A 24,551-nucleotide genomic window follows, 5' to 3' on the forward strand; every position below is an offset into this window, starting at 1 on the left:
ATGTATAGAATCAGGCAGGATGGAAATAAGGTTGAAAATTGAGTGCTAAAATAGCATGAGGGGAGATACTACGAAAGTAGATACTCTCTTTTTTTATGAAAATGGATTACGAGCGAAGATTGGAGTGGGGTATTCCTTCTCCTAACGTAGAAAGAATTTTTCATATTATTTTCAAAAACTACATCCTGTGGTAGGATTTAAAGTTGGCGAGTATAAAGGAAAGGGGAGGCAGGCTTATGATATATTTAGATAATAGTGCGACGACAAAGCCATTTCCAGAAGTATTAAAGTCCTATACGACCGTTGCAGCTGATTATTTTGGCAATCCATCTTCCTTGCATTCAATTGGTGGACAAGCGGAAACCCTTCTTTTTCAGGCTCGAAAGCAAATAGCCGACCTGCTTCATGTAAAGAGCAATGAAATATATTTTACTTCAGGTGGTACGGAAGGTAATAATTTTGCTTTAAAGGGTACTGCTCATTTATATAAAAAAAGAGGAAAACATATCATTGCATCAGCAATTGAACATGACTCGGTGCATAAAGTGCTTGAGCAGTTAGAAGAAGATGGATTTTCCATTACTTATATTCCAGTGGATGAGCATGGTTTTGTATCTCTTGAAGAAATAAGAAAAAATATTCAAAAAGATACTATTATGGTGTCGATCATGCATGTTAATAATGAAGTTGGCTCTATTCAGCCTATTCTGAAAATAGGAGAAATGATAAAAAAACACGATTCAACTATTTTGTTCCATGTAGATGGAGTTCAAGGAATTGGTAAAACTGAGTTGTCCATTAAGGAAGCGAATATTGACTTATATACCATTTCCGCTCATAAATTTCATGGATTAAAAGGAAACGGTGTTTTATATATTAGGCAAGGGTTAATTCTTGCTCCTTTATTGGCTGGTGGAGGACAAGAGGGAAATCTTCGAAGTGGAACAGAAAATGTACCTGGAGCTGTATCCACTGCGAAAGCACTAAGATTGCAATTGCAAAATCAGCGAGAAAAAGCAGATAGGATGATACAGTTAAACCAATATTTACGGAAGCAGCTGCAAAGGATGGATGATGTAGTAATTCATTCGCCTGATAATAGTGTTCCGCATATTATTAATTTTTCTATATTCGGCATAAAGGCAGAAGTGTTTGTCCATGCATTAGAAGAAAAGAATATTTTTATATCAACCACTAGTGCATGTTCTTCTAAGACAAATAAGGCAAGCAAAACATTACTTGGTATGGGAATTTCTTCAAACGCGGCAGAAAGCTCCTTTCGAATAAGCTTATGTTATGACAATACAATGGAAGAGATGAAAACAACTATTCATACAATAGCTGAAACAATAAAATGGTTAAGAGGTGTATTAAAATAAATGAATTATGATCGCATACTGATTCGTTATGGGGAACTTTCTACAAAAGGACGCAACAGAAAAATATTTGTAGACAAATTAAGAAAAACAATTCAAAAGGCATTAGTTCATTTTCCAAATACGAAAATCGAAGCAAAAAGAGAAAGAATGTATGTCCTTTTAAATGGGGAAAGTCCTGAAGAAATAATCCCTTTATTAAAAAATATTTTTGGAATTCAATCATTTAGTCCAGCAATGAAACTGGAGCGGGAGATTGATACGATAAAAGAAGCTGCTCTGAATATGGTTTCTTCTATTTACAACGAAGGAGACACATTTAAGATAAGTGCTAGAAGAGCAGATAAATCTTTTTCTTTAGATACTGGAGAAATTAATTATTTATTTGGCTCACATTTATTGAAAAATATTCCTGGATTAAAAGTAGATGTAAAAAATCCAGTTATTAATGTTCAAATAGAAGTACGAAGTGAAGCAGTATATTTATCTTGTGAGAATATAGCAGGTGCTGGTGGACTGCCGGCAGGAACAAGCGGCAAAGCAATGCTGATGCTTTCCGGTGGCCTAGATAGCCCAGTGGCCGGCTATTTGACAATGAAGCGAGGGTTGGAGCTTGAAGGTGTACATTTTTTCAGCCCTCCCTTCACAAGTGAAAGGGCAAAACAAAAAGTAATAGATCTTTCCAGCAAACTAGCTAATATGAATGGTGGACATTTCGTTTTGCATATTGTCCCATTTACTGAAATTCAGCAATTAATTCATAAGCAGATTCCTGAGAACTATACAATGACAGCAACAAGAAGGCTGATGCTAAGGATAACAGATGAGTTAAGCAAAAGGCAAGAAGCGCTTGCTATAGTAACAGGTGAAAGCCTAGGGCAAGTTGCCAGTCAAACATTGGAAAGCATGCATGCGATAAATGATGTAACGAATACGCCTATATTACGGCCACTTATTGCAGTAGATAAAACGGATATTATAGATATCGCCAAAAACATAGAAACACATGATATTTCAATTCGGCCATATGAAGACTGTTGTACTGTGTTTGTGCCTTCATCTCCAAAAACAAAACCGAAAAAAGAAAAGGTTCAATATTATGAAAGCTTTGTTGATTTTGAACCAATGATAAAAGAAGCGGTAGAAAAGACGGAAACAATCATTTTAAAAAGAGATATAATATTGAACTCAGCTGATACTATGGATTCTTTGTTTTAAATGGAAAACTTGATGCAAAGATTTGAATTCATTTGTTTCTAAAATATTTTTGGATAAATACGCCTGTTATATTGTGAAGAATTACCATTAAAAATTGCGAATGAAGACCATGTGTATTACACATTCTATTATCACAAGGAGGTGATACACATGGCAAACAACAGCTCAAATCAATTAGTAGTTCCTGGTGTTTCTCAAGCTTTAGATCAAATGAAATATGAAATCGCTACTGAATTTGGAGTAAGCCTTGGTGCTGAAACAACTTCTCGTGCTAACGGTTCAGTTGGTGGAGAGATCACTAAACGTTTAGTTCAAATGGCTGAACAACAACTTGGTGGTTTTTCAAAATAATTATATATAATGGCTACAAGGAGCAAGGCGGATGCCTTGCTCCTTTTTAAATGGGCAGTAAAACCCCCACTGATGGAAAGGTTCACTTTATCAATTGGCTGCGTCGTTGAATCTAGTAAAAACATCCATCTTTTAGAAAGGCTTTTTTCGCATAGTTTGTTGTTATGTAATCCACAGCCTGAATACACTTCGCTTTCCGTGGGGCGAGCGGTGAGCCTCCTCGTCGCCTTGCTCCTGCGGGGTCTCGGCTGTCTTGCTAATCCCATAGGAGTCTTCGTGTATTCAGGCTGCTCCGTGCTTCTTATTTAGATTTATTTTCAAACAACAAACCTTTAAAAAACAGTAGTAAAACTTTGTTTTAACAAGCTGTCTCTTCATCATTCACTTTGCGAAGTTTGAGTAAATATTTTTAAAAATAACCTGTAAATAGTATAATGACTAAAGTGATTTTTATAGCCTATTAGGGGGAGAAAAAATGAGTCGAGAAGAATTATTAGCACCAAACCATTATAACTTTGTATCTGAGATTGAAAAGTTCGCTGAGGAACCGGATAAAGTGGCATTAAAATGGGAGAACGAGGAAGGGCAGACAAAGGAAATTACCTATTCCAAATTATTAAAACTGTCGAATCAAATGGGCAATGTTTTAAAAGATTCAGGTTTGCAAAAAGGGGATGTCGTTTTAGTTATCGTTCCACGATTGGTAGAAGCATATCAAGTTTATATAGCAGCCCTTAAATTAGGGTTAACTCTTCTTCCAAGTTCTGAAATGCTGCGGGCAAAAGATCTGCAATATCGAATCAGTCATGGCGAGGTAAAAGCGATTATTAGTTATTATCCATACATAGATGAAATTGCAAAAATCGAAGAAGTGCACTCTATTAAACGATTTGTTTTGGGAAATGCAGCAGAAGGATGGGAATACTTAGATGAAAAGGCTGAGTCTGCTTCTGAGGAATTAGCTATTTGTGAAACCGAAAAAACGGATACTGCATTTATTTCCTATACTTCGGGTACAACAGGAAACCCAAAAGGGGTGGTGCATACACATGGATGGGCATATGCTCATTTGCGTACTGCTGCACCAAACTGGTTATGCATCGAAGAAGGTGACTTAGTATGGGCAACAGCCGGTCCTGGATGGCAGAAATGGGTGTGGAGCCCTCTATTATCTGTTTTAGGATCTGGTGCTACCGGACTTGTTTATCATGGCAGATTTAATCCTTCTAAATATTTGCATCTTTTGGAAAAATATGAAGTGAATGTTCTTTGTTGTACACCTACAGAATATCGTTTAATGGCAAAAGTGGATAATATCGGTTCATACCAATTAACAAATTTAAGAAGTGCTGTATCTGCAGGAGAACCATTAAACCGAGAAGTCATTGATATTTTCAAAAAATACTTTAACTTAGATGTTCGAGATGGGTATGGACAAACAGAAAATACGCTTTTATTGGGCATTACAAAAGGAGTCGATCTTCGACCTGGTTCAATGGGCAAACCTACGCCAGGAAATATAGTCGAAATTATTAATGAGGATGGAGAAATTTGTTCGGTAGGAGAAATTGGTGATATCGCTGTACATAAATCGACACCAGCACTATTTAAAGAATATTTTAAAGAGCCAGAAAGAACAAAAAACCAATTTAGGGGAGAGTACTACGTTACTGGAGACCGTGCAAAAAAAGATGAGGACGGATATTTTTGGTTTGAAGGCCGCAGTGATGATATTATTATCAGCTCAGGCTATACTATTGGACCATTTGAAGTAGAAGATGCTTTAGTAAAGCATGCAGCTGTTAAAGAGTGTGCAGTTGTTGCTAGTCCAGATCCCGTTCGAGGAAATATTGTCAAAGCTTTTGTTGTTTTAAGAGACGGAATAGAAGGAACTGAGGACTTAAAAAAAGAACTTAAAACACATGTGAAAAAATTAACTGCTCCATACAAATACCCAAGAAAAATAGAATTTATAAAAGAGCTTCCAAAAACGACTTCAGGCAAAACACGTCGAGTAGAATTAAGAGATAACGAAAGAAAAAATAAAGCCACCAAAGCTTAATTAAAAAAATCAGCCGAAAATAAAGGAATAAGCAGGATGTATCATTAATATATACAATACCTGCTTATTTTTTTAATACAAAATTTAAAAGTTTTAATAACAGTCTAGCTTCGATGTACACCTGTACAAGTGCCGCATTCGCCACAGGCTCGAAGGATGAGAGTCAATCAATCGATGTTGCATCAAACTTGAAGGATGCAAGTCAATCAACGAAGACACAAGGCATTGGCAAAGTTAGTCGATTTTTCATTAACTGCGCATTTAATCGCCAGTCTGAACGGCGTTGAAGAAGACTCTAACGCTTTTCTACACTCAGGAGGATAATATGGGAACAATTATTTTTGGTGGAAATATATATACGCTACAGGAAGAAGGACATAAAGTAGAAGCAATCTACTTTGAGAATTCTACCATATTGGATTATGGTGAAAAATCATTGCTCGAGAAAAAGTATCAAGATTCAATAAGAAATCGCATTAATTTGCATGGTGATACATTGCTTCCTGGTTTTGTGGACAGTCACATGCATCTTATCGGTCATGGTGAAAAGCTCCTCCGACTAGATCTTTCAACATGCTCATCAAAGGAGGAAGCTCTACAAAAAGTAGCTGATTTTTCCAAAGATATTCAAGAAGGAAATTGGATAATTGGTGATGGATGGAATGAAAATTTATGGAAAGAAAAGCAGCCATTAAACAAAAAGGAAATAGATGAGAAGATTCCAAATCATCCTGTTTTGTTAAATAGAATTTGCAAGCATGCTATTGCAGTAAATTCCAAAGCGTTACAGATATCAGAGGTAGATGAAAAAACTCCAGTACCATTTGGGGGATTAATTGAAAGAGACGAAAAAGGGGAAATAACAGGCATATTCAAAGATCAAGCACAGGAACTTGTGAAAGACCATTTGCCGACAGCAACAGATGAATATGTAGAAAGTGCTTTAAAAGAAGGGATAAAGGATGCATACCGTCTAGGACTAACTGGGGCTCATACAGAAGATTTACATTATTACCATGGATATAAAGGCACTTTTTGTGCATTTAAAAAAGTAATCGAGGAAGAAGGGTTTCTTTTTCGTGCGCATTTATTAGTGCATCATGAAGTTTTTTCTGAAATGGTACATGCAGGAGGGAAATATTTAAACGGTGGAGACTGGGTAGAGTTTGGTGCAATGAAAATTTTTGCTGACGGTGCGTTTGGAGGGAGAACAGCATTTTTAAGCAAACCATATCATGATGATCCTACGACAAATGGTGTGTGTATTTTTACACAAGAGCAATTAAATGAGCTAGTGCAAGCTGCACGGAAAAAAGAAATGCCTGTAGCAGTACATGCAATTGGGGATGCTGCATTTGATATGGTATTAAATGCACTAGAGAAGCATCCATTGCAGGGATTTGGCAGAGATCGATTAATCCATGCAACCATGCTTCGCGAAGATTTGCTTCAACGAGTAAAAGAATTGCCGGTTATATTAGATATTCAGCCATGTTTTGTAACTTCTGATTTTCCATGGGTAATAGATCGACTGGGAAAAGAAAGCATGAAATATTGTTATGCGTGGAATACATTATTAAAAGAGGGATTGCATTGTGCAGGTGGTTCAGACGCACCAATTGAGTCAGCAAACCCTTTGTTGGGGATACAAGCTGCTGTAACAAGAACAAATACGTTTGATCTTAGCAAAAAGGGCTATATGATGGAGGAAGCGTTATCGGTATATGAAGCAGTATGCTTATATACAAAAGGAAGTGCTTATGCCATTTGCCGAGAAGATGAGCGAGGAATGATTAAAAAAGGATATGCTGCAGATTTTACCGTAATAGATCAAAATATTTTTGAAATCAATACAAAAGAAATTGAAACAATAAAAGCAACAAAAACTATCATTGGTGGACATATTGTTTATGATGGTTCTGTCATGTATTCAAACTAAAGAAAATAAACAAGAAAAAAGATTAGGGATTAAGTGGGAACTAATCTTTTTCTTGTTTATAGCTTGTTTTCATCCAATATTAGGATTATAATTGGGAATATTTCGATAATAGAAAGAAGCGATTTAGATGTCAAAACATGATGTGAAAATGGGCGCTGTATTTGCAGCAATAGCGTATTTAATATGGGGATTATTCCCTATTTATTGGAAGTATCTTCAAGGTGTAGGAGCAGATGAAATACTGGCAAATAGAGTTCTTTGGTCCTTTGTATTCATGCTGATTCTTGTGCTTGCAACAAGGAAATGGAAAAGTGTTTTGACTACGCTTAAATCGTTTAAATCCAATAAAAAACAAGCATTTTTCTTATTCCTTGCTTCTGTTCTTGTCAGCGCTAATTGGTTTATTTATATTTGGGCAGTGAATGCTAATAGAGTAATTGAAACAAGTCTGGGCTATTATATCAATCCGCTTGTAAGCGTGTTGTTAGGCATGATTGTACTAAAAGAAAAGCTTACAAAAGCACAATATATTTCTTTTGCTCTGGCAGCAATCGGGGTTCTTATATTAACGATTTCGCACGGTACTTTTCCATGGATTGCTTTATCTTTGGCTTTTACTTTTGGATTATATGGACTAGCAAAAAAATTGATTCTATTAAATTCAGAAATTGGATTAACGATAGAAACATTGTTTATAACGCCATTTGCCCTTTGTTACATTATTTACCTGTTTATGAAGGGAAACCATGCATTTTTGGCTATTTCAGCAAATGTAGATGTTCTTCTTATGCTAACAGGCGTATTGACAGCAGTCCCTTTGCTTTTTTTTGCCAAGGGAGCGCAAAGAATTCCACTTTCTATGTTAGGATTCATTCAATACTTAACGCCGACATTAACATTAATTTTAGGTGTATTTTTGTTTCATGAAGCATTTACTACCACTCATTTAGTTGCCTTTTTATTTATCTGGACAGCTCTTGCCATCTATTCATTATCAAAAACAAAATTAGCCTACGTTTTTGATAAACAGAAAAAACATACAGAAATTCTCAGTAAATAACTTTCAGAGTATAGACAAAGTATCCTTTGCACAAACTGCAGACTGATCGAAATAGTTTGTATTTCAAGGCATGAAGCTCATGACGAGAAGAGGCGGGCAACAGGATGTTAGTCAGAACAACGTTGTCATAAGACGTGACGTACTTAGTCGTTCATCCTCTGTTCTCTTGTAATGAGCATCCGAGAAAGGCTAGCAACGAAGAAATCAAGCGTTTGTCAACAGTTTGAAAGAAGCATTCTACAGGATGCTTCTTTTTTGTATAAAAAAGGTTAGGAAGCAAAAAAAATAGAGAAGATATACGGTAAGCCACAATAAAAAGAGAAAAAATGAACAAAATACTCGAAATTCACCTTTTTTGAAACATTTTAGCCATATAATCGTATAATCTGATGAAGATAATTTAGGAGGGAATTTATACATGAATGGAAAACGATGGGCAGCTTTAGGGATTGCTGCAGCGATATTTGTGTTTTCAATTATTACAAGTATCGTATCAACAGCTATGACGACTGATATAGAAAGTGTATTTGAGGGTTTTCTTAATGAAAATAGCGAAGCCTTCACTGAGAATATAATTAAAGATGGAAATGAAAACCAGAAGATTGCTGTATTGGAAGTAGATGGAACCATCCAAGATACAGGGGAAGCAACATCTCTTTTATCAGCAGGCGGCTATAATCATAAATCCTTTATGGAAAAATTAAATTACATAAAAGATGATAATGCTGTAAAAGGGCTTATTATTAAAGTAAATTCACCTGGTGGTGGAGTTTTAGAAAGTGCCGAAATACATGATAAAATTGTAGAAATAGAAAAAGAAGCAAAAAAACCTGTTTATATATCAATGGGATCCATGGCAGCATCTGGCGGCTATTATATATCTGCTGCAGCTGACAAAATATTTGCTAGTCCTGAAACATTAACTGGTTCGTTAGGTGTTATTATGCATGGATACAATTATAAAGGGCTTGCAGAAAAGTATGGAGTCGATTTTGTAACCATCAAAAGCGGTCCATATAAAGATATTATGAGCCCAACAAGAGATATGACGAAAGAGGAAAGAGATATCCTTCAAAAAATGATTAATAACTCATATGAAGGGTTTGTTAAAGTAATTGCTGATGGTCGAGAAATGTCAGAAGCGGATGTGAAAAAAATCGCTGATGGAAGAATTTATGATGGCAGACAAGCGAAAGATCTAAAGTTAATTGATGATTTTGGCTACTTTGATGATGTAGTGGATCACATGAAAAAAGATTATAAACTGAAAAATCCTCAAGTAGTGAGCTACTCAGATAGCACAGGGATCGCTTCCATGCTGGGAGTGAGTGCAAATAAATTAAAATTAATGGGCGAGGATAAAGAGATGGTTAATATATTAAAACTTGCATCCAATACAAATTCCCCTCGTTTAATGTACTTATATGCCGAATAGGAGGGGAAAAGATGAATAATGGTTCAGATCCTAAAGAAATAACTTATCAGCCAAAACAAATGGAAAATATAGAAGCAGCAACGACAGACGAAGAAAAGGAAGCATCTTCCTTAAATAAGGAAGATGAAGCGCCAGTTTCACAAGAGGTTAAGTTTCATTATGCAGGATTTTGGATGAGGTTTTGGGCTTATTTAGCTGACTTGCTCATAATTGGCAGCTTAAATCGAATACTTATTTATCCTGTTTGCCGCTGGCTGGACCTTCCGCTTCATGAAGGAGGTCTATTTACAGCAGTTAATATTTCAACAGCAATTCTTTTTTATTTATATTTTGTTCTAATGACAAAATACTTAAAACAAACATTAGGAAAAATGATTTTTGGGTTAAAAGTAATACCATTAAAAAAAGCGCATCTAACATGGGATACAGTTCTTTTCCGCGAATGGATCGGGCGTTTTATTTCTGCTAGTATTATGATTCTATATATATTAGTGGCTTTTATGCCGAAAAAACAAGGATTGCATGATTTGTTTGCAGATACTGCAGTAGTTCATGCAAGGTAGCTAAATATCATATTTAATTTACATCCAGCTCTTCTATTGGTTATGATCGATTGGAAGAGCTTTTTGCTTGCACATTTTTTCATATCCTGTAAATTTTAGGTTTATTTTTGCCGGTAAAAAGCAATAATAAAATGTTGAAAGGTGTGGAGTAGATGAAGATTATATTAATTATACTATTTATACTTATCATTCTCTTTCTAATCATTTTATTTACAAAACTTACTGTAAATGTTCAATACTATCATGCAAACGATAATGACGACTTATCCATAGAAATCAAAGCTTTTATGGGACTATTAAAATATAAAAAGAAAATTCCCCTAATAAAAATCGATGATAATTCTCCTACTGTTGTGATAAAAGAAGAAAACCAATTAAATGGTACAGAAAAGGAAGGCGATAAAAAGACAAAACAATTTTCTGCTGAAGAAGTATTGAATTCACTTTTCAATACTAAAGAACTGTTGCAGCATGTTATTAATTTTCATCGAATTATACGGTATTTTTTATCGAAAGTTACCATTAAGAATGTGGAATGGCATACGATTGTTGGGTTAGGCGATGCAGCATATACTGGAACAATTTCCGGTGCGATATGGGCCGTTAAAGGGGCAATAATAGGGATATTAAGCCACTATATGAAAATGGAGAATATGCCTAAAATGAATATCTATCCACAATTCCAGCGAGTACAATCAGAAACATTATTTAAGTGTATGTTTCAATTCCGTATAGGGAATGCTATGCTAGCAGGATTTAAAATCGTAAAATTTTGGAAAGGCGGATTTCCTAAGTTTAAATCAAGTAATAAACTTGCGTCTGTCCAAAAATAAATAGTAATAGAGATGGAGGAAAAGGAATATGTCAGATCATCCAATTCAAGGCTTAATGACAACTGCGATGGAAAACTTAAAAGAAATGATTGATGTAAACACAATAATAGGTGATCCTGTGGAAACACCTGATGGAAGTGTCATTCTTACAGTATCGAAGGTTGGTTTTGGCTTTGCTGCAGGCGGCAGTGAATTTACATTGGAAAATCATTCTTTGCACGAAAATGCTGCAACCAAACATCCTTTTGGCGGAGGGAGTGGCGGTGGAGTTTCTATAACGCCAATTGCCTTTTTAATCGTCAATTCTCAAGGAGTAAAAATGGTTCATTTGGATGAAAGTACACATCTTTATGAAAAACTACTTGATATTGCACCACAAGCAGTAGATAAAATTCAACAAATGTTATCTAAAGGGAGTCAAAAATCTTCTTCAGCTCAAAATGAACCACCAAAACATAAAGAAGATATTGAGTTTTGATTTTTAACTGACTGGAATAATAACAGAAAATAGGTATTTCTATATAAAGAGGTCTGACCAAAAAAGAAAGTTTATCGGCAGAAAGCAGAATGTCGCTATGATAAACTTGTCACGTCAGACCTTTTATTTATATTTTCATACAAGGGAAAAGGCGTTTTCTTTGCAAATAAGGAAATCTAAATATATGATAAATATACTATACATATTGAATAAAATTGGAGGAAAAATAACGATGGCTTCCATTACGTTTAAAAATCAACCAGTAACATTACTTGGACAGGAAATAAAAGTTGGAGATAAGGCGCCAAATTTTTCAGTTTTAGCAAATGATATGTCGGAAGTAACATTAGAGAGCTCAAAAGGAAATGTCCGCTTATTTAGTGTTATTCCGTCTATTGATACAGGAGTTTGCGATGCTCAAACACGCCGCTTTAATGAAGAAGCAGCAAAATTAGATAATGTGCAAATTATCACTGTTAGTGCTGATCTTCCTTTTGCCCAAAGAAGATGGTGTGCAGCAGCAGGCATAGATCGAGTAATGACGGTTTCTGATCATAAAGATCTTTCATTTGGACAAGCGTACGGCGTTGCAATTGAGGAGCTAAGATTGTTAGCACGCGCAATTTTTGTAGTAGATTCGAACGATACGGTAACTTATGCAGAATATGTAACAGAGGCAACGAATCATCCTAATTATGAAGCTGCAGTTGAAGCAGCAAAGCTAGCGAAATAATTAAAAGGGCGAGTTCAAAAAGAGGAACAAAAGAACCGAAAAGTTCAAGGAAATGAAGCTTTAAAACCCGAACTCCCACAGGTTGTGGCGACTTCAATGTTGCTCACAGGACGAGATCACTTATAGTGGAAGTTTCTCTCTGATTAATACGTGAGGAACATAGAAACAAACTGACGCATACATTCGAGAGTTATGTTAGGACTTTTTGAACACCTTATAATGTTTACAAATACAAGTTCACCGGTAATAATAGTAAAGGTCCCGGATCTATTTTCGGGGCTTTTTACTTTGTGGAAATCTTAGACTAACCATTATTAATAGATGGACGAGAGAATGAATGGAAAATGAAAAATTAAGTGGGGGATAACGATGGATATTGTTCCTGTTGAGAAATTATTTACTGTTTTTAACGAAACCGCAATGATATTAAAAGAAGAAATGGATTGTACGTATTTAGAAGCATTAGCTGAAACTGGGGAAAATATATTTCAGGAAGCTATTTTGCAGGAAAATTTAAGTGAGTACACGGCAAAAAAAATAAAAAAGAGTTATGAATCTATTTCATTGGATGCATATAGCAAAGAAGAGATTCGAAAAAGTTTTCAGCTGGCAATTTTGAAGGGAATGCAGGAAAATGTACAGGCGAATCATCAAATGACACCTGATTCTATTGGAATGCTAATTGGGTATCTAGTACAAAAATTTTATACCCAAACAACCATGCGTCTGCTGGACTTAGCTGTAGGAACCGGAAATTTATTAACCACTGTAATCAATCACCAGCCCGAAAAACAAATAGAAGCATTCGGCGTGGAAATTGATGAATTGTTATTACAGCTTGCTTATATCAATGCAAACCTGCAAGAGCAGCCTATTCAATTTTATAATCAGGATAGTTTAGAGAAGCTGTTTATCGATCCCGTTGACATCGTAGTTAGTGACCTGCCGGTGGGCTACTATCCAAATGATATAGGGGCAAGTGAATATTCGCTTCAAGCAGACAACGGTCATTCCTATGCCCATCATCTTTTTTTAGAGCAAAGCATTAACCACCTTAAAGCAGGAGGATATGCTTTTTGCATGGTGCCAAACGGCTTATTTGAAAGTGAACAAGCTGGCAAACTGCATCAATTTTTTAAAGAAGAAGTATATATTCAAAGCATTCTTCAATTGCCGCTTTCCTTATTTAAAAATAAACAGGCAGCCAAAAGCATCCTTGTATTGCAAAAAAAGGGTGAAACGATTAAAGCGCCAAAACAAGTGCTTTTGGCAAAGGTTCCAAATCTATCCAATATAGCTAGTATGGAAAAGACATTGTCGCAGATTGACGTTTGGATAAAGGAAAATAAGTTAGTATAATTCATGTTATAAAACAGTTTCTTCTATTATATAGTAGTTCGTAGTTTTTGAGGGAAGTTTGACAATTTCATGAAAAAAAGCTCAGAAAACCTAAAAAAAAGAAGAAGTGTTGATTAAGTGCTTGAAATGTTTCTAGTACAATGTTTAAATGGGAAATTGAGAGATATTTATGATGTCTGTTGTACAAAATAATACTGTTCCATGTCAGACATTACACAAAAATTGTTGTTATATAAAAGGGGCGTAATATATTTTATGGCAAAAATCATTGCAATTAACGCAGGAAGTTCTTCATTAAAATTTCAACTTTTTGATATGCCAAGTGAAGAAGTAATCACAAAAGGCTTAATTGAGCGTATTGGTTTAAATGATGCTGTCTTTAATATTTCTGCAAATGGAGAAAAAATTAAAGAAGTTACAGAGATTCCTGATCATGAAGTAGCGGTTAAAATTTTATTAAACAAATTAACAGAACTTGGCATCATTGCGTCATTAGATGAGATTGATGGAATTGGGCACCGTGTTGTTCATGGTGGAGAGGAGTTTGCAGATTCTGCAGTAATTACACAAGAAGTATTAGAAAAAATTGATGCATTATCTGAACTCGCGCCACTTCATAATCCAGCAAATCTAACAGGTATTCATGCATTTCAACAAGTACTGCCAAATGTTCCTGCAGTTGCTGTGTTTGATACAGCTTTTCACCAAACAATGCCTGAAAGTTCATATTTATATAGCCTTCCTTATGAGTATTATGAAAAATATGGTATTCGTAAATATGGTTTCCACGGAACTTCACATAAATATGTGTCACAGCGTGCTGCCGAATTATTAGATCGTCCAATCGATCAATTACGTTTAATTTCTTGTCATTTAGGAAATGGTGCAAGTATAGCAGCCATTGAAGGTGGTAAATCAATTGATACATCAATGGGATTCACTCCACTTGCTGGGGTAACAATGGGTACACGTTCTGGTAATATTGATCCAGCCTTAATTCCTTTTATTATGGATAAAACAAATCAATCTGCTGATGAAGTATTGCAAGTTTTAAATAAAAAGAGTGGATTATTAGGTATTTCTGGCTTCTCAAGCGATTTACGCGATATTACAGAAGCAGCAAATGAAGGTAATGATAGAGCAGAACTTGCTTTAACTGTATTTGCTGATCATATTCATAAATATATCGGTTCATATGCTGCAGGAATGAATGGTGTCGATGCAATTATTTTTACAGCTGGTATTGGGGAAAACAGTGAAATCGTTCGTGCTCGTGTTCTCAAAGGTCTTGAGTTTATGGGCGTATATTGGGATCCAACATTAAATAAGTTATCAGGAAATGAAGCATTTGTGAATTATCCACATTCTCCTGTAAAAGTTATTGTTATCCCTACAAATGAGGAAGTAATGATTGCACGTGATGTAGTAAGATTAGCAAAATGAGACTAAAATAGTTTTACGCTTTTAAACAACCTGAATTCTGTACATATCAAAATATGTCGGATTCGGGTTGTTTATGCTTTTTTTGTTAATTTATACCGGTTATAGGCATCAGTGTGATATTCTACAATAAATAAATGGAAGATATATGCATGGAGGAGATATAATGCCTTTAACAAAAAGTGAAAAATTTTACTTGCTCGAAATAGAGAAGTGGGAACAGCAATTATATGACTATGAACCATCGTATGCTGAGATCGTATATAAGAAATGGATGGATATAGGTATAGAACACATACCAGAAAGTACAAAAGAATCCATAATGATGTTATTGGACAGCTCACTTTTTCATATACACTCTATTTTATTTAATTCCACCTTCCAAAAAAATACCTCTGAGAAAATACTGCAAACTGCAAGATTATATAAAGATGAAATTTTCATTTTAGAAGAAATGTGTAAACTGAAGATAGATCAATTAAACTTTATTGCAAAAGAACAAATAGGGCGCTATCAAATGTTGGCGTTTAGCCAAGGATGCACAACAGGCATCGGAAGTTCTTCTTTATTAATAACGGATCTATTAGGAATTTTATTGATAAATCTTCGTTCTATTCAAGTTATTGCTTCTATCTATGGACGTCCTGCCCATAGCCCATATGAAATTATGACGGTTTTAAAAGTATTTCATTCAGCATGTCTTCCTAGAGAGTCACAGGGAGAAGCATGGAATGAACTAATGGAGGATTTAGTGTATAAGAAAGATTATTTTTATAAAGGAAAAGAAGAAATAGTGGATGAAAGAAGTTTTTTATTATTAGTGAAGCAAAGCATGAAGCTTTTATTTATCTATTTCTTCAGTAAAAAATTTTCAACGATGGGCATAATGGTCGGCGGGGTGGCAAACTATCAGTTTACGAAAAAAATAACGGAGTTCACTCATAAATACTATCAAAAAAGCTACCTTCTTTTAAAAGACGTGGAAGAACCCCTCTGCTAACCATTAGATGCAACAGCCACATTTCCTAGAAAGGAGACCACCGATGAGTCATCAGATTGATTTTGAATTTCAAGTTGAAAAGGAATATCTTGCTTACACCAAACAATATATGGAGCAAGTAATGGAAGAAGCATTGCACAGCAAGGGAAACTTGGAAGTAGATATAAAGCAGGCAAGTGCTGATCTTGACTATTCTGACAGCAGCTTAAGTTATATTCAATTATTAACAAACAGCAGATTTCTTTATATTGCCACAACCGAGCTAAATACATTAAAAAGATTAATGAATGCGCCATATTTCGCCAGAATTGATTACCAAATGAAAGGGAAGGAGCATAAAGGAATCTATTATATTGGAAAAACTTCCTTGTATGAAAAAGATACACAAAAACCAATAATAGTTGATTGGCGGTCGCCGATTGCAAATGTATATTATGATGGGCGCTTAGGAAACGTTTCTTATACAGCCAATGAAGAAGAAATACATGGATATCTTTCATTAAAAAGACAATTTAAAATCAAGGACGGAAATCTTATTCATTATCAGGATATAGACTTAACAACAACAGATGAACTGCTGCAGCAATCATTAGCAGGAAAAGCCGATCAGCGCCTGACAGAAATTATTTCAACCATTCAAGAAGAGCAAAATAAAGTAATTCGTGCTGATCTTAACAGGCCGATTATTGTGCAAGGTGCAGCAGGCAGTGGAAAGACTACCATTGCCTTGCATCGAATTTCTTATTTTATCTATCATTATGCTAAATATTTTCAACCAGAGCAGCTCATGATTATTGCACCAAACAATATGTTTATTGGCTATATTTCGGATGCTCTTCCTGATTTAGGGGTAGAGAAGATCAGGCAGACAACCTATATTGATTATGTTCAATTATGTATAGGCAAAAAAATAAAAATAATAAAACCAAATGAGAAGTTAATAGGTTTGCTTCAACATCAATATGAAAATGAAGAGATGATTACATGGTTAGCTGATTTTAAAGGGTCGCTGACTTACAAAAAAGTGCTTGATCGCTATTTAGAGGAAATTCTCGATAAAATGAGTCCGAAAGAGGATTTTAGAATAGAGAAGTTTCCATTATATGGATCGAAAAAATTGCAAAGATTATTTAAGAAAGAGTATGATTACCTGCCATTTTTAAAAAGAAAACAAAAAATAAAAGGGATATTACAGACAGATTTAAAACGAAAAAAAATAATCATCTTAAATAAGCTGACCGAAAAGTATGAAAATGCCCTTGATTATGCACTCGCTATTAAAGACCCTGTAAAAAGAAAAGAACGGGTTGTTTATTTTTTGGATAAAAAAGAGGAGCGAATTAGCCAGATAAAAAAGGAAGCAAAAACAGCAGTCAAAAAGTACATGGATAAAATGCAGACTAATACGCTTTATGGCTATTATCAATCCCTTTTTTCCAGTGAGCAATTATGGAAAGAATATGCTTCAGATTTTTTAACAGATAAGCAAATTTCTTTTATTGTAACCTTTCAACAAAAGCTGCTAAAGCAAAAGCAGGTGGAAATAGAGGATTTAGGCGCCCTTTTTTATATGCAGCACAGAATTTTTGGCATTGCGAAAGAGTTAAAGGCTAAAAATATTGTCATTGATGAAGCGCAAGACTATAGTGCACTTCAGCTTTATGCTTTGAAAGCAGGGCTGGAAACTGATATGTTTACATTAGTCGGTGATTTGGCTCAAGGCATTCATTCATACAGAGGTTTAAAAAACTGGCATACATTAAGAAATGATGTGTTTCCAAGAGCTAATTATTTAACATTGGAGAAAAGTTATCGGACTACCATTGATATTATGAAAGCCGCTAATGATATCTTAAATCTAGTGGATGAGAATATGCCAAAAGTAAAACCAGTGGTTCGCCGTGGAGAAAAACCTGTTTTTCATTTATATAATAAAAAAATAGAGTTAATTGAAAGCTTATCTGCAACGATAAAAAACATTCATCAGCATGACTATCATTCCATAGCTGTAATTGGAAAAACAGATCAAGAATGCAAAAATATTTATTCGCTTTTAAACAAGAATACAGAATTGCCAATCCAGCTTCTTCGTGAAAGCGAAGAATTGGAAAAAAGACACATTATCATCGTTCCATCTTATTTATCAAAAGGATTAGAGTTTGATGCAGTATTGATTGTTTCTTTGCAAGAATCTTTTCAAATGGAGGAAATAGACATAAAACTGCTTTATGTGGCGATGACCAGACCGATGCATATGCTGCATATGTTTGCAAAACATGAAAATGATTTATTGCTTCATAAGATAGAAGAAAATCATATAGAGACTAGGCTGAATAAAAGATAAAGAGGTGCCAAATGAGCCAAAATAAACATATTAAAAAAGAATATGAGGCAGTAAAATGCAAAGTAATTACTGTCAGTGATACAAGAACAGCAGATACAGATACAAGTGGCAAACTAATGAGAGAACTTCTGCAGGAAAAAAATCATTTTGTTTCAGAACATATTATTATAAAAGATGATTTGAATGAAATAAGAAAAGAAGTGATTTTAGGCATCCAGTCACAAGAAGTTGATGCCGTATTATTAAATGGAGGGACTGGCATATCTCCGAGAGATGTAACCATTGAAGCAATAAAGCCATTGTTTTCAAAGGAGTTGGACGGCTTTGGGGAGTTGTTTCGGATGCTGAGCTATACAGAAGATATAGGGTCTGCTGCTATTCTTTCAAGAGCAATCGCAGGAACCGTTCATCAAAAAGTAGTGTTTGCAACACCTGGATCAACAGGTGCGGTGCGTTTAGCCATGAGAAAACTTATTCTTCCCGAAATAAGTCATATAGTAAGTGAACTTCAAAAAATATGAATAACATTATGCATAAAAAAGAAGGCAGCCTTGCTTTCTTTTTTTTATTCCTTCTTGTCTAGAGAGTAAATTTTTTTCGATTTCCAGCACAGTAAAGTGGAAATTTTCAAACAAATCTGAAGTGGAAATCTCCACCTTATTTACGCAAAGTTTCAGCTTTCCAGCACGATTTAACCCGAAAAAAAACGATAACTCTATCAATAAGATCAAAACAAATAAATTTTTTTATAATTTTATATAATTACTATTGAATTTCCGTATAAAAATTGTTAAAGTGAGTAGTATAGTTTTTGAATAAAAATATAAATTAATGAATATTTATTCGTATATATAGGAGGAACACAATAATGGCAAATCCAAAAATTGTTTTAGCATATTCAGGTGGTTTAGATACATCCGTAGCAATTAAATGGCTGCAAGATCAAGGGTACGATGTAGTAGCATGCTGCCTTGATGTTGGTGAAGGGAAAGACTTGAATTTTGTTCAAGAAAAAGCATTATCAGTAGGAGCAGTAAAATCACATGTAATTGATGCAAAAGAAGAGTTTGCTCAAGATTTTGCGTTAATGTCTTTACAAGCACATACTATGTATGAAGGAAAATATCCTTTAGTATCTGCTTTATCAAGACCATTAATTGCAAAAAAATTAGTGGAAGTAGCGGAACAAGAAAACGCAGTTGCGGTTGCACATGGATGTACAGGAAAAGGAAACGACCAAGTGCGTTTCGAAGTGTCTATTCAAGCGTTGAATCCAAACTTGCAAGTATTAGCTCCTGTTCGTGAGTGGGGCTGGTCACGTGAAGAGGAAATTGAATATGCAAAAGAAAAAAATATTCCAATTCCAATTAATTTAGATAGCCCATTCTCTATCGACCAAAATTTATGGGGACGTGCTAATGAATGTGGTATACTAGAAGATCCTTGGGCTGCTCCTCCAGAAGAAGCGTATGATTTAACTACAAGCTTGGAAAATGCACCAGATACAGCAGATGTTATCGAAATAGAATTTAAAGAAGGTGTACCTGTAAGCATCGACGGTATCCCATATAAATTATCTGATTTAATTTTAGAATTAAATAAAATTGCTGGAAAACATGGCGTAGGAAGAATTGACCATGTAGAGAATCGTTTAGTAGGAATTAAATCTCGTGAAGTATATGAATGTCCAGCTGCTTTAACGCTAATCAAAGCACATAAAGAATTAGAAGATATTACACTTGTTAAAGAAGTAGCACACTTCAAACCAGTAATAGAGAAGAAATTAACAGAAATTATTTATGATGGACTTTGGTTCTCTCCAATTACAAAGGCTTTGCAAGCATTCTTAAAAGAAACACAAAAAAATGTAACTGGAACAGTGCGAGTGAAATTATTTAAAGGTCATGCTATTATAGAAGGAAGAAAATCTCCATATTCACTTTACGATGAGAAATTGGCGACATATAGTTCTGATGATGAATTTGATCATGGAGCAGCTGTTGGATTCGTTAAGTTATGGGGACTTCCAACAAAAGTTCAAAGCATAGTGGAAAACAACAAGAAGGTGACAGTGTGAAAAAATTGTGGGGCGGCAGATTTACAAAATCTGCTGAGGAATGGGTAGATGAATTTGGCGCATCCATTCCTTTTGATCAAGAACTAGTGCTAGAAGATATTGAAGGAAGCATTGCTCATGTGACGATGCTTTCTAAAACTGGCATTTTAACAGCAGAAGAAGCCGAAAAAATCAAAACTGGTTTACTTGCATTAAAAGAAAAGGCAGAAAAAGAAGAATTGTCTTTTTCTGTTAAATTGGAAGATATCCATTTGAATTTAGAAAGCCAATTAACGGATTTAGTTGGTTCTGTCGGCGGAAAGTTGCATACAGGCAGAAGCCGTAATGATCAGGTTGCAACAGATATGCATCTTTATTTGCGCAGACAAGTAAAGGTAATTCTATCTTACATAGAAGAGCTGCAGGCTGCATTAATTAAAAAAGCAGAAGAGCATATTGAAACGATAATGCCTGGTTATACGCATTTGCAAAGAGCACAGCCTATCTCTTTTGCTCATCATTTAATGGCGTATTTTTGGATGTTTGAAAGAGACAAAAACAGATTGCAGGAGAACTTAAAAAGAATTAATGTTTCTCCACTTGGCGCGGGTGCATTAGCAGGGACAACCTTCCCAATTGATCGTTTATACAGTGCGGATTTAATGGATTTTGATTCTATTTATGAAAACAGCATGGATGCAGTCAGCGACCGCGATTTTATTTTGGAGTTTTTATCTTCAAGCTCTATTTTAATGATGCATTTATCTCGGTTTAGCGAAGAAATCATTCTATGGTCCAGCCAGGAATTTAAGTTCATTGAGTTGGATGACAGCTTTTCAACAGGAAGCAGCATCATGCCGCAGAAAAAGAATCCGGATATGGCTGAACTGATCCGTGGAAAAACTGGTCGTGTATACGGAAATTTAATGGGTCTTTTAACTGTGCTTAAAGGATTGCCCCTTGCTTATAATAAAGACATGCAAGAAGACAAAGAAGGCATGTTTGATACAGTTAAAACAGTAACTGGTTCTTTAAAAATATTTGCTGGAATGATTGAAACGATGAAAGTTAATACGAATGTAATGGAACAGTCGACTAAAAATGACTTCTCCAATGCAACGGAATTAGCAGATTATTTATCGGACAAAGGCATGCCTTTCCGTGAAGCGCATGAGGTTGTTGGAAAACTTGTTTTATATTGTGTAAATAAAAATTGCTACTTAATCGACTTGTCTTTAACAGAATTTAAAGATGCAAGTGAGTTGTTTGAGGATGATATTTATCATGTACTAAATCCAGTAACCGCCGTGCAGCGAAGAAATAGTGCTGGTGGCACAGGGTTTGAGCAAATCAAACAAGCAATTGCGAAAGCAAAGGCTTGTGTAGGCAGCAAATAATGAAGCAAAGGGTTCCTTGAGGGCTTTTACCATCTGAATCTTGTGAAGAGGATGATGGTTTAAAGCCCTCAAGGACCCTTTTTTCAAACTGGATTTTATATAAAAAAAAATGGTTGAAGGCATACTGACATGCATTTAGCTGCTTGTTATAGAAAGGCTGTTTTCTCAAAGTTTATCCCATTCTTAACGGGCAGTAAGACCCCCACCTCAAGATGCTGAGAAATCGAGGAAGCTAGGTGGAAGATAACAGCCCGTAAAGATCCGATAAGTTCAACTAACCATCAGTGGGGGATGAAGAAAACCCCCATTGATGGTTAGTTGAACTTTATTGTTTTTTTTCATAAAAAAATGGAAGAAGAGTACTTAGCAGCCTGCATATATGTAGACTTCTGATGCGAGAAAGGCTTATGCAGGAGCGTGCGACGAGGAGGGTCGACTGCGTGCCCACGGAATGTGAAGTGTATGCAGGCTGCGAGTTTAAAAGCAACAATCTATACGAAAACAGCCTATAAAAATAAACTACTCAATAATCCCACGCACAATAAGTACATCACAAGGTGCATTTCTAGTAATTCCTTCTGAAACGCTTCCAATAATAAATCGTTCAACTGCATTTAAGCCAGTAGCACCGCACACAATTAAATCCGCATTAAATTTTTTTGCAATATCCTTTGGAATAACGATTTTTGGTGATCCGAACTCAATTATTTTTTTCACTTTGACTATTCCTACTGATGCAGCCATGTCTATATATTTATCTATTAATTCATTGGCAAATTCATCTGTTTTTGAGGCAATAGCTTGATCATATGCAGCAACAGTGGCAAAAGAACGCGTATCAATAACATGTGCAATAATAAGGTTTGCATCATTATCCTTTGCTAAAACAGCAGCTTTTTTAAAAGCTCTGTCAGCTTCTGCAGATCCATCGACCGCAACAATAATGTTTTGATAATGCAAGCTCATTTTCAAAACCTCCTTTTCTCCTCTTACTAATTATATACCCAAACATGCATAACATTAACTTGGACATGGGAGAATAAAAAAAGAATTTACTTTAGAAAGGACTGAATACCTTGGAAGAAAAAAATGGAGAAAAAAAAGTGAACGATTGTACATTTGAACAGGGCGGCACCGATGAAGTAATTGCTCAAGTAATGGATGTATACAACGATGGAGCGATTGACCAGGCAGTCCAAAATAAAGTAAATAATAAAGAAAATAAATAATGAATAAGCCTGGGCTTGACATAATGGCAAGCCTAGGCTGTCGACACAAACGTTTGTTTTTGTCCGCTGTCCAATCAACTCCAACTCGAATACTTATTCCTTGAATCTAATAACTCCGCACATCAAGAAAAAACTATTTTATCTCACTCTTAACGGGCAGTAAGACCTCAACCTCAAGATGCTAATAAATCGAGGAAGGTAGTGGGGGATAACTGCCCATAAAGGTCCGATAGAGCTACACAAACTAAGGTCGCCACTTCCTTATGTCTTCGTTTGTGTGATCCACATCCTGTGGACCTCTTACCATCAGTGGGGGATGAAGAAAACCCTCACTGATGGTAAGGTTCACTTTATAATATGAAGATCTTTTGGGAAATTAGTTAAAATTTCTACTCCATCTTTTGCTACATAGACGTCGTCCTCAATTCTTACACCAGCTATATCGGGAACATAAATTCCAGGTTCAATGGTAAATACCATTCCTTCCTGCAGCTTTAATGAATTTGTTTCTGTTAAAGAAGGAAACTCATGGACACTGAGGCCTAGGCCATGCCCTAAACGATGTGGAAAATATTCTCCATATCCTGCATCACGAATCGTGTTTCTTGCAGCAAGATCGATGCTGGAGCACGCTGCTCCAGGTTTGGAAGCAGAAATGGCCGCAAGCTGTGCATTTAAAACAGTATCATAGATTTCCTTTTGCTTCTCATTCACTTCTCCATAAGCAACCGTTCTCGTAATATCCGAACAATATCCATCCACAACAACGCCTAAATCAAATAATACAAAATCTCCTTTTTGAATAGGCGTGTCTCCGGGATTTCCATGAGGGGAAGCTCCGTTTTTTCCAGTGAGCACCATGGTGGAAAATGACATTTTCGCAATCCCTTTTTTCTTTAATTCATATTCAACAGCAGCAAGAATTTGCATTTCAGTTTTGCCCTCTGCAATTTCACTGCAACCAACTTCAATTGCATAGTCAGCCCATTTGCAAGCTTCACGGATAATGGACAGCTCTTTTTCTGTTTTTATCATTCGAAGTCGATTGATTTTTTCTTCAGCAGAGGTAAATAGTTTTAAAGAAGGGAAGCTGCTGCGAAGCGCTTCGTATCTGCTTACATTCATATGATCTTTTTCTACAGCTGCTTTTGTAATCTTTTGTCCTTTAGCAGCAACTTTTTTTTGAATGGCATCCCATGGATTTTCTATATCACTATAGCCAATTATCTCATATTTCCAACCGGCATTTTTTGCATCATTTTTTTCCATAGCAGGGCAGATTAAAATGGGTTCATCTTGAGGAAATAAAATCAATGCTAATAAGCGTTCATGTGGATCACTGTAAAATCCGCTGAAATAAAAAATGTTATCAGTTGAAGTTAAAAATGTGAAACCTATTTCCTGTTCGGCCATCCAATTGCCTATTTGTTTGAACTTATTTTCCATTAGAATCATACCTCCATATGTACTTTCCGTATTACTTTTTTATCCATTCCTTGTGTTAATAATTGCAAAGTAGACTGTGGACAAAAAATTTTTCTAGGATATTAATAGATACTTTGTACCCTTTAGATTATCAACATATGATGTGATTGTAAACATTTAGATTAACGAAAGAGTGCGAAAAGAGAATTCTTATTTTCCGTATAATTTTTTTATGCATGTCCGCATAAGATGG

At 35.4% G+C, this 24,551-nt stretch carries 21 protein-coding genes; 19 read left to right on the plus strand and 2 right to left on the minus strand.

The window, feature by feature from the left end; all coding sequences use genetic code 11:
• The first annotated feature begins 236 nt into the window (after positions 1-236).
• From ACTYBU_RS10325 to argH, 18 genes are all read left to right on the plus strand, one after another.
• A complete protein-coding gene (locus ACTYBU_RS10325; RefSeq protein WP_445489450.1) occupies positions 237-1,379 on the plus strand; it encodes a cysteine desulfurase family protein in 1,143 nt (380 codons plus the stop codon).
• Entirely contained in the window at positions 1,380-2,594 is a 1,215-nt protein-coding gene (thiI, locus tag ACTYBU_RS10330) for a tRNA uracil 4-sulfurtransferase ThiI (RefSeq protein ID WP_445489452.1), read from the plus strand.
• Positions 2,595-2,744: 150 nt separating this feature from the next.
• Positions 2,745-2,945 (plus strand): small, acid-soluble spore protein, alpha/beta type, encoded by a 201-nt coding sequence (locus ACTYBU_RS10335; protein WP_445489454.1) that lies wholly within the window; start codon positions 2,745-2,747, stop codon positions 2,943-2,945.
• A gap of 475 nt (positions 2,946-3,420) precedes the next feature.
• Positions 3,421-5,007, plus strand: coding sequence for an acyl-CoA synthetase MbcS (mbcS, locus tag ACTYBU_RS10340; RefSeq protein ID WP_445489456.1), 1,587 nt, complete (start codon positions 3,421-3,423; stop codon positions 5,005-5,007).
• 325 nt (positions 5,008-5,332) lie between these two features.
• Positions 5,333-6,946 (plus strand): amidohydrolase, encoded by a 1,614-nt coding sequence (locus ACTYBU_RS10345; RefSeq protein ID WP_445489458.1) that lies wholly within the window; start codon positions 5,333-5,335, stop codon positions 6,944-6,946.
• A gap of 127 nt (positions 6,947-7,073) precedes the next feature.
• A complete protein-coding gene (gene rarD, locus ACTYBU_RS10350) occupies positions 7,074-8,006 on the plus strand; it encodes an EamA family transporter RarD (protein ID WP_445489460.1) in 933 nt (310 codons plus the stop codon).
• A gap of 418 nt (positions 8,007-8,424) precedes the next feature.
• Positions 8,425-9,441 (plus strand): signal peptide peptidase SppA, encoded by a 1,017-nt coding sequence (gene sppA, locus ACTYBU_RS10355; RefSeq protein ID WP_445489462.1) that lies wholly within the window; start codon positions 8,425-8,427, stop codon positions 9,439-9,441.
• Between the two features lie 11 nt (positions 9,442-9,452).
• Positions 9,453-10,004 carry an RDD family protein gene (locus ACTYBU_RS10360; protein WP_445489464.1) on the plus strand — a complete coding sequence of 184 codons (552 nt, stop codon included), beginning with the start codon at positions 9,453-9,455 and terminating at the stop codon, positions 10,002-10,004.
• Between the two features lie 152 nt (positions 10,005-10,156).
• A complete protein-coding gene (locus ACTYBU_RS10365; protein ID WP_445489466.1) occupies positions 10,157-10,837 on the plus strand; it encodes a DUF2953 domain-containing protein in 681 nt (226 codons plus the stop codon).
• 28 nt (positions 10,838-10,865) lie between these two features.
• Entirely contained in the window at positions 10,866-11,315 is a 450-nt protein-coding gene (gene ytfJ, locus ACTYBU_RS10370; protein ID WP_445489468.1) for a GerW family sporulation protein, read from the plus strand.
• Between the two features lie 232 nt (positions 11,316-11,547).
• Positions 11,548-12,048 (plus strand): thiol peroxidase, encoded by a 501-nt coding sequence (tpx, locus tag ACTYBU_RS10375; protein ID WP_445489685.1) that lies wholly within the window; start codon positions 11,548-11,550, stop codon positions 12,046-12,048.
• A 369-nt stretch (positions 12,049-12,417) separates the two neighbouring features.
• Positions 12,418-13,407, plus strand: coding sequence for a class I SAM-dependent methyltransferase (locus ACTYBU_RS10380; RefSeq protein ID WP_445489470.1), 990 nt, complete (start codon positions 12,418-12,420; stop codon positions 13,405-13,407).
• 255 nt (positions 13,408-13,662) lie between these two features.
• On the plus strand, positions 13,663-14,850 hold the full coding sequence (locus tag ACTYBU_RS10385) for an acetate kinase (protein WP_445489472.1): 1,188 nt from the start codon (positions 13,663-13,665) through the stop codon (positions 14,848-14,850).
• Positions 14,851-15,013: 163 nt separating this feature from the next.
• Complete coding sequence (locus ACTYBU_RS10390) at positions 15,014-15,847, plus strand: EcsC family protein (RefSeq protein WP_445489474.1); 834 nt, start codon at positions 15,014-15,016, stop codon at positions 15,845-15,847.
• A gap of 43 nt (positions 15,848-15,890) precedes the next feature.
• Positions 15,891-18,191: an RNA polymerase recycling motor HelD gene (gene helD, locus ACTYBU_RS10395; RefSeq protein ID WP_445489476.1), complete on the plus strand. Its 2,301-nt coding sequence runs from the start codon at positions 15,891-15,893 to the stop codon at positions 18,189-18,191.
• Between the two features lie 11 nt (positions 18,192-18,202).
• Complete coding sequence (locus tag ACTYBU_RS10400) at positions 18,203-18,712, plus strand: MogA/MoaB family molybdenum cofactor biosynthesis protein (protein ID WP_445489478.1); 510 nt, start codon at positions 18,203-18,205, stop codon at positions 18,710-18,712.
• 347 nt (positions 18,713-19,059) lie between these two features.
• Positions 19,060-20,268 carry an argininosuccinate synthase gene (locus tag ACTYBU_RS10405; RefSeq protein WP_445489479.1) on the plus strand — a complete coding sequence of 403 codons (1,209 nt, stop codon included), beginning with the start codon at positions 19,060-19,062 and terminating at the stop codon, positions 20,266-20,268.
• Complete coding sequence (gene argH, locus ACTYBU_RS10410; protein WP_445489481.1) at positions 20,265-21,644, plus strand: argininosuccinate lyase; 1,380 nt, start codon at positions 20,265-20,267, stop codon at positions 21,642-21,644. The genes ACTYBU_RS10405 and argH overlap by 4 nt, the downstream gene beginning before the upstream one ends.
• A 519-nt stretch (positions 21,645-22,163) precedes the next feature.
• Here the strand turns inward: argH and ACTYBU_RS10415 are convergent.
• A complete protein-coding gene (locus tag ACTYBU_RS10415) occupies positions 22,164-22,610 on the minus strand; it encodes a universal stress protein (RefSeq protein WP_445489483.1) in 447 nt (148 codons plus the stop codon).
• Between the two features lie 110 nt (positions 22,611-22,720).
• Here ACTYBU_RS10415 and ACTYBU_RS10420 point away from each other — a divergent pair, with 110 nt between their 5' ends.
• Positions 22,721-22,873, plus strand: a complete 153-nt coding sequence (locus ACTYBU_RS10420) for a hypothetical protein (RefSeq protein WP_445489485.1) — start codon at positions 22,721-22,723, stop codon at positions 22,871-22,873.
• 345 nt (positions 22,874-23,218) lie between these two features.
• On the opposite strand, the gene ACTYBU_RS10425 is transcribed toward ACTYBU_RS10420, so the two are convergent.
• Positions 23,219-24,319 carry a M24 family metallopeptidase gene (locus ACTYBU_RS10425; RefSeq protein WP_445489487.1) on the minus strand — a complete coding sequence of 367 codons (1,101 nt, stop codon included), beginning with the start codon at positions 24,317-24,319 and terminating at the stop codon, positions 23,219-23,221.
• Between the last annotated feature and the right edge of the window lie 232 nt (positions 24,320-24,551).

Source organism: Niallia sp. 03133 (assembly GCF_052663225.1).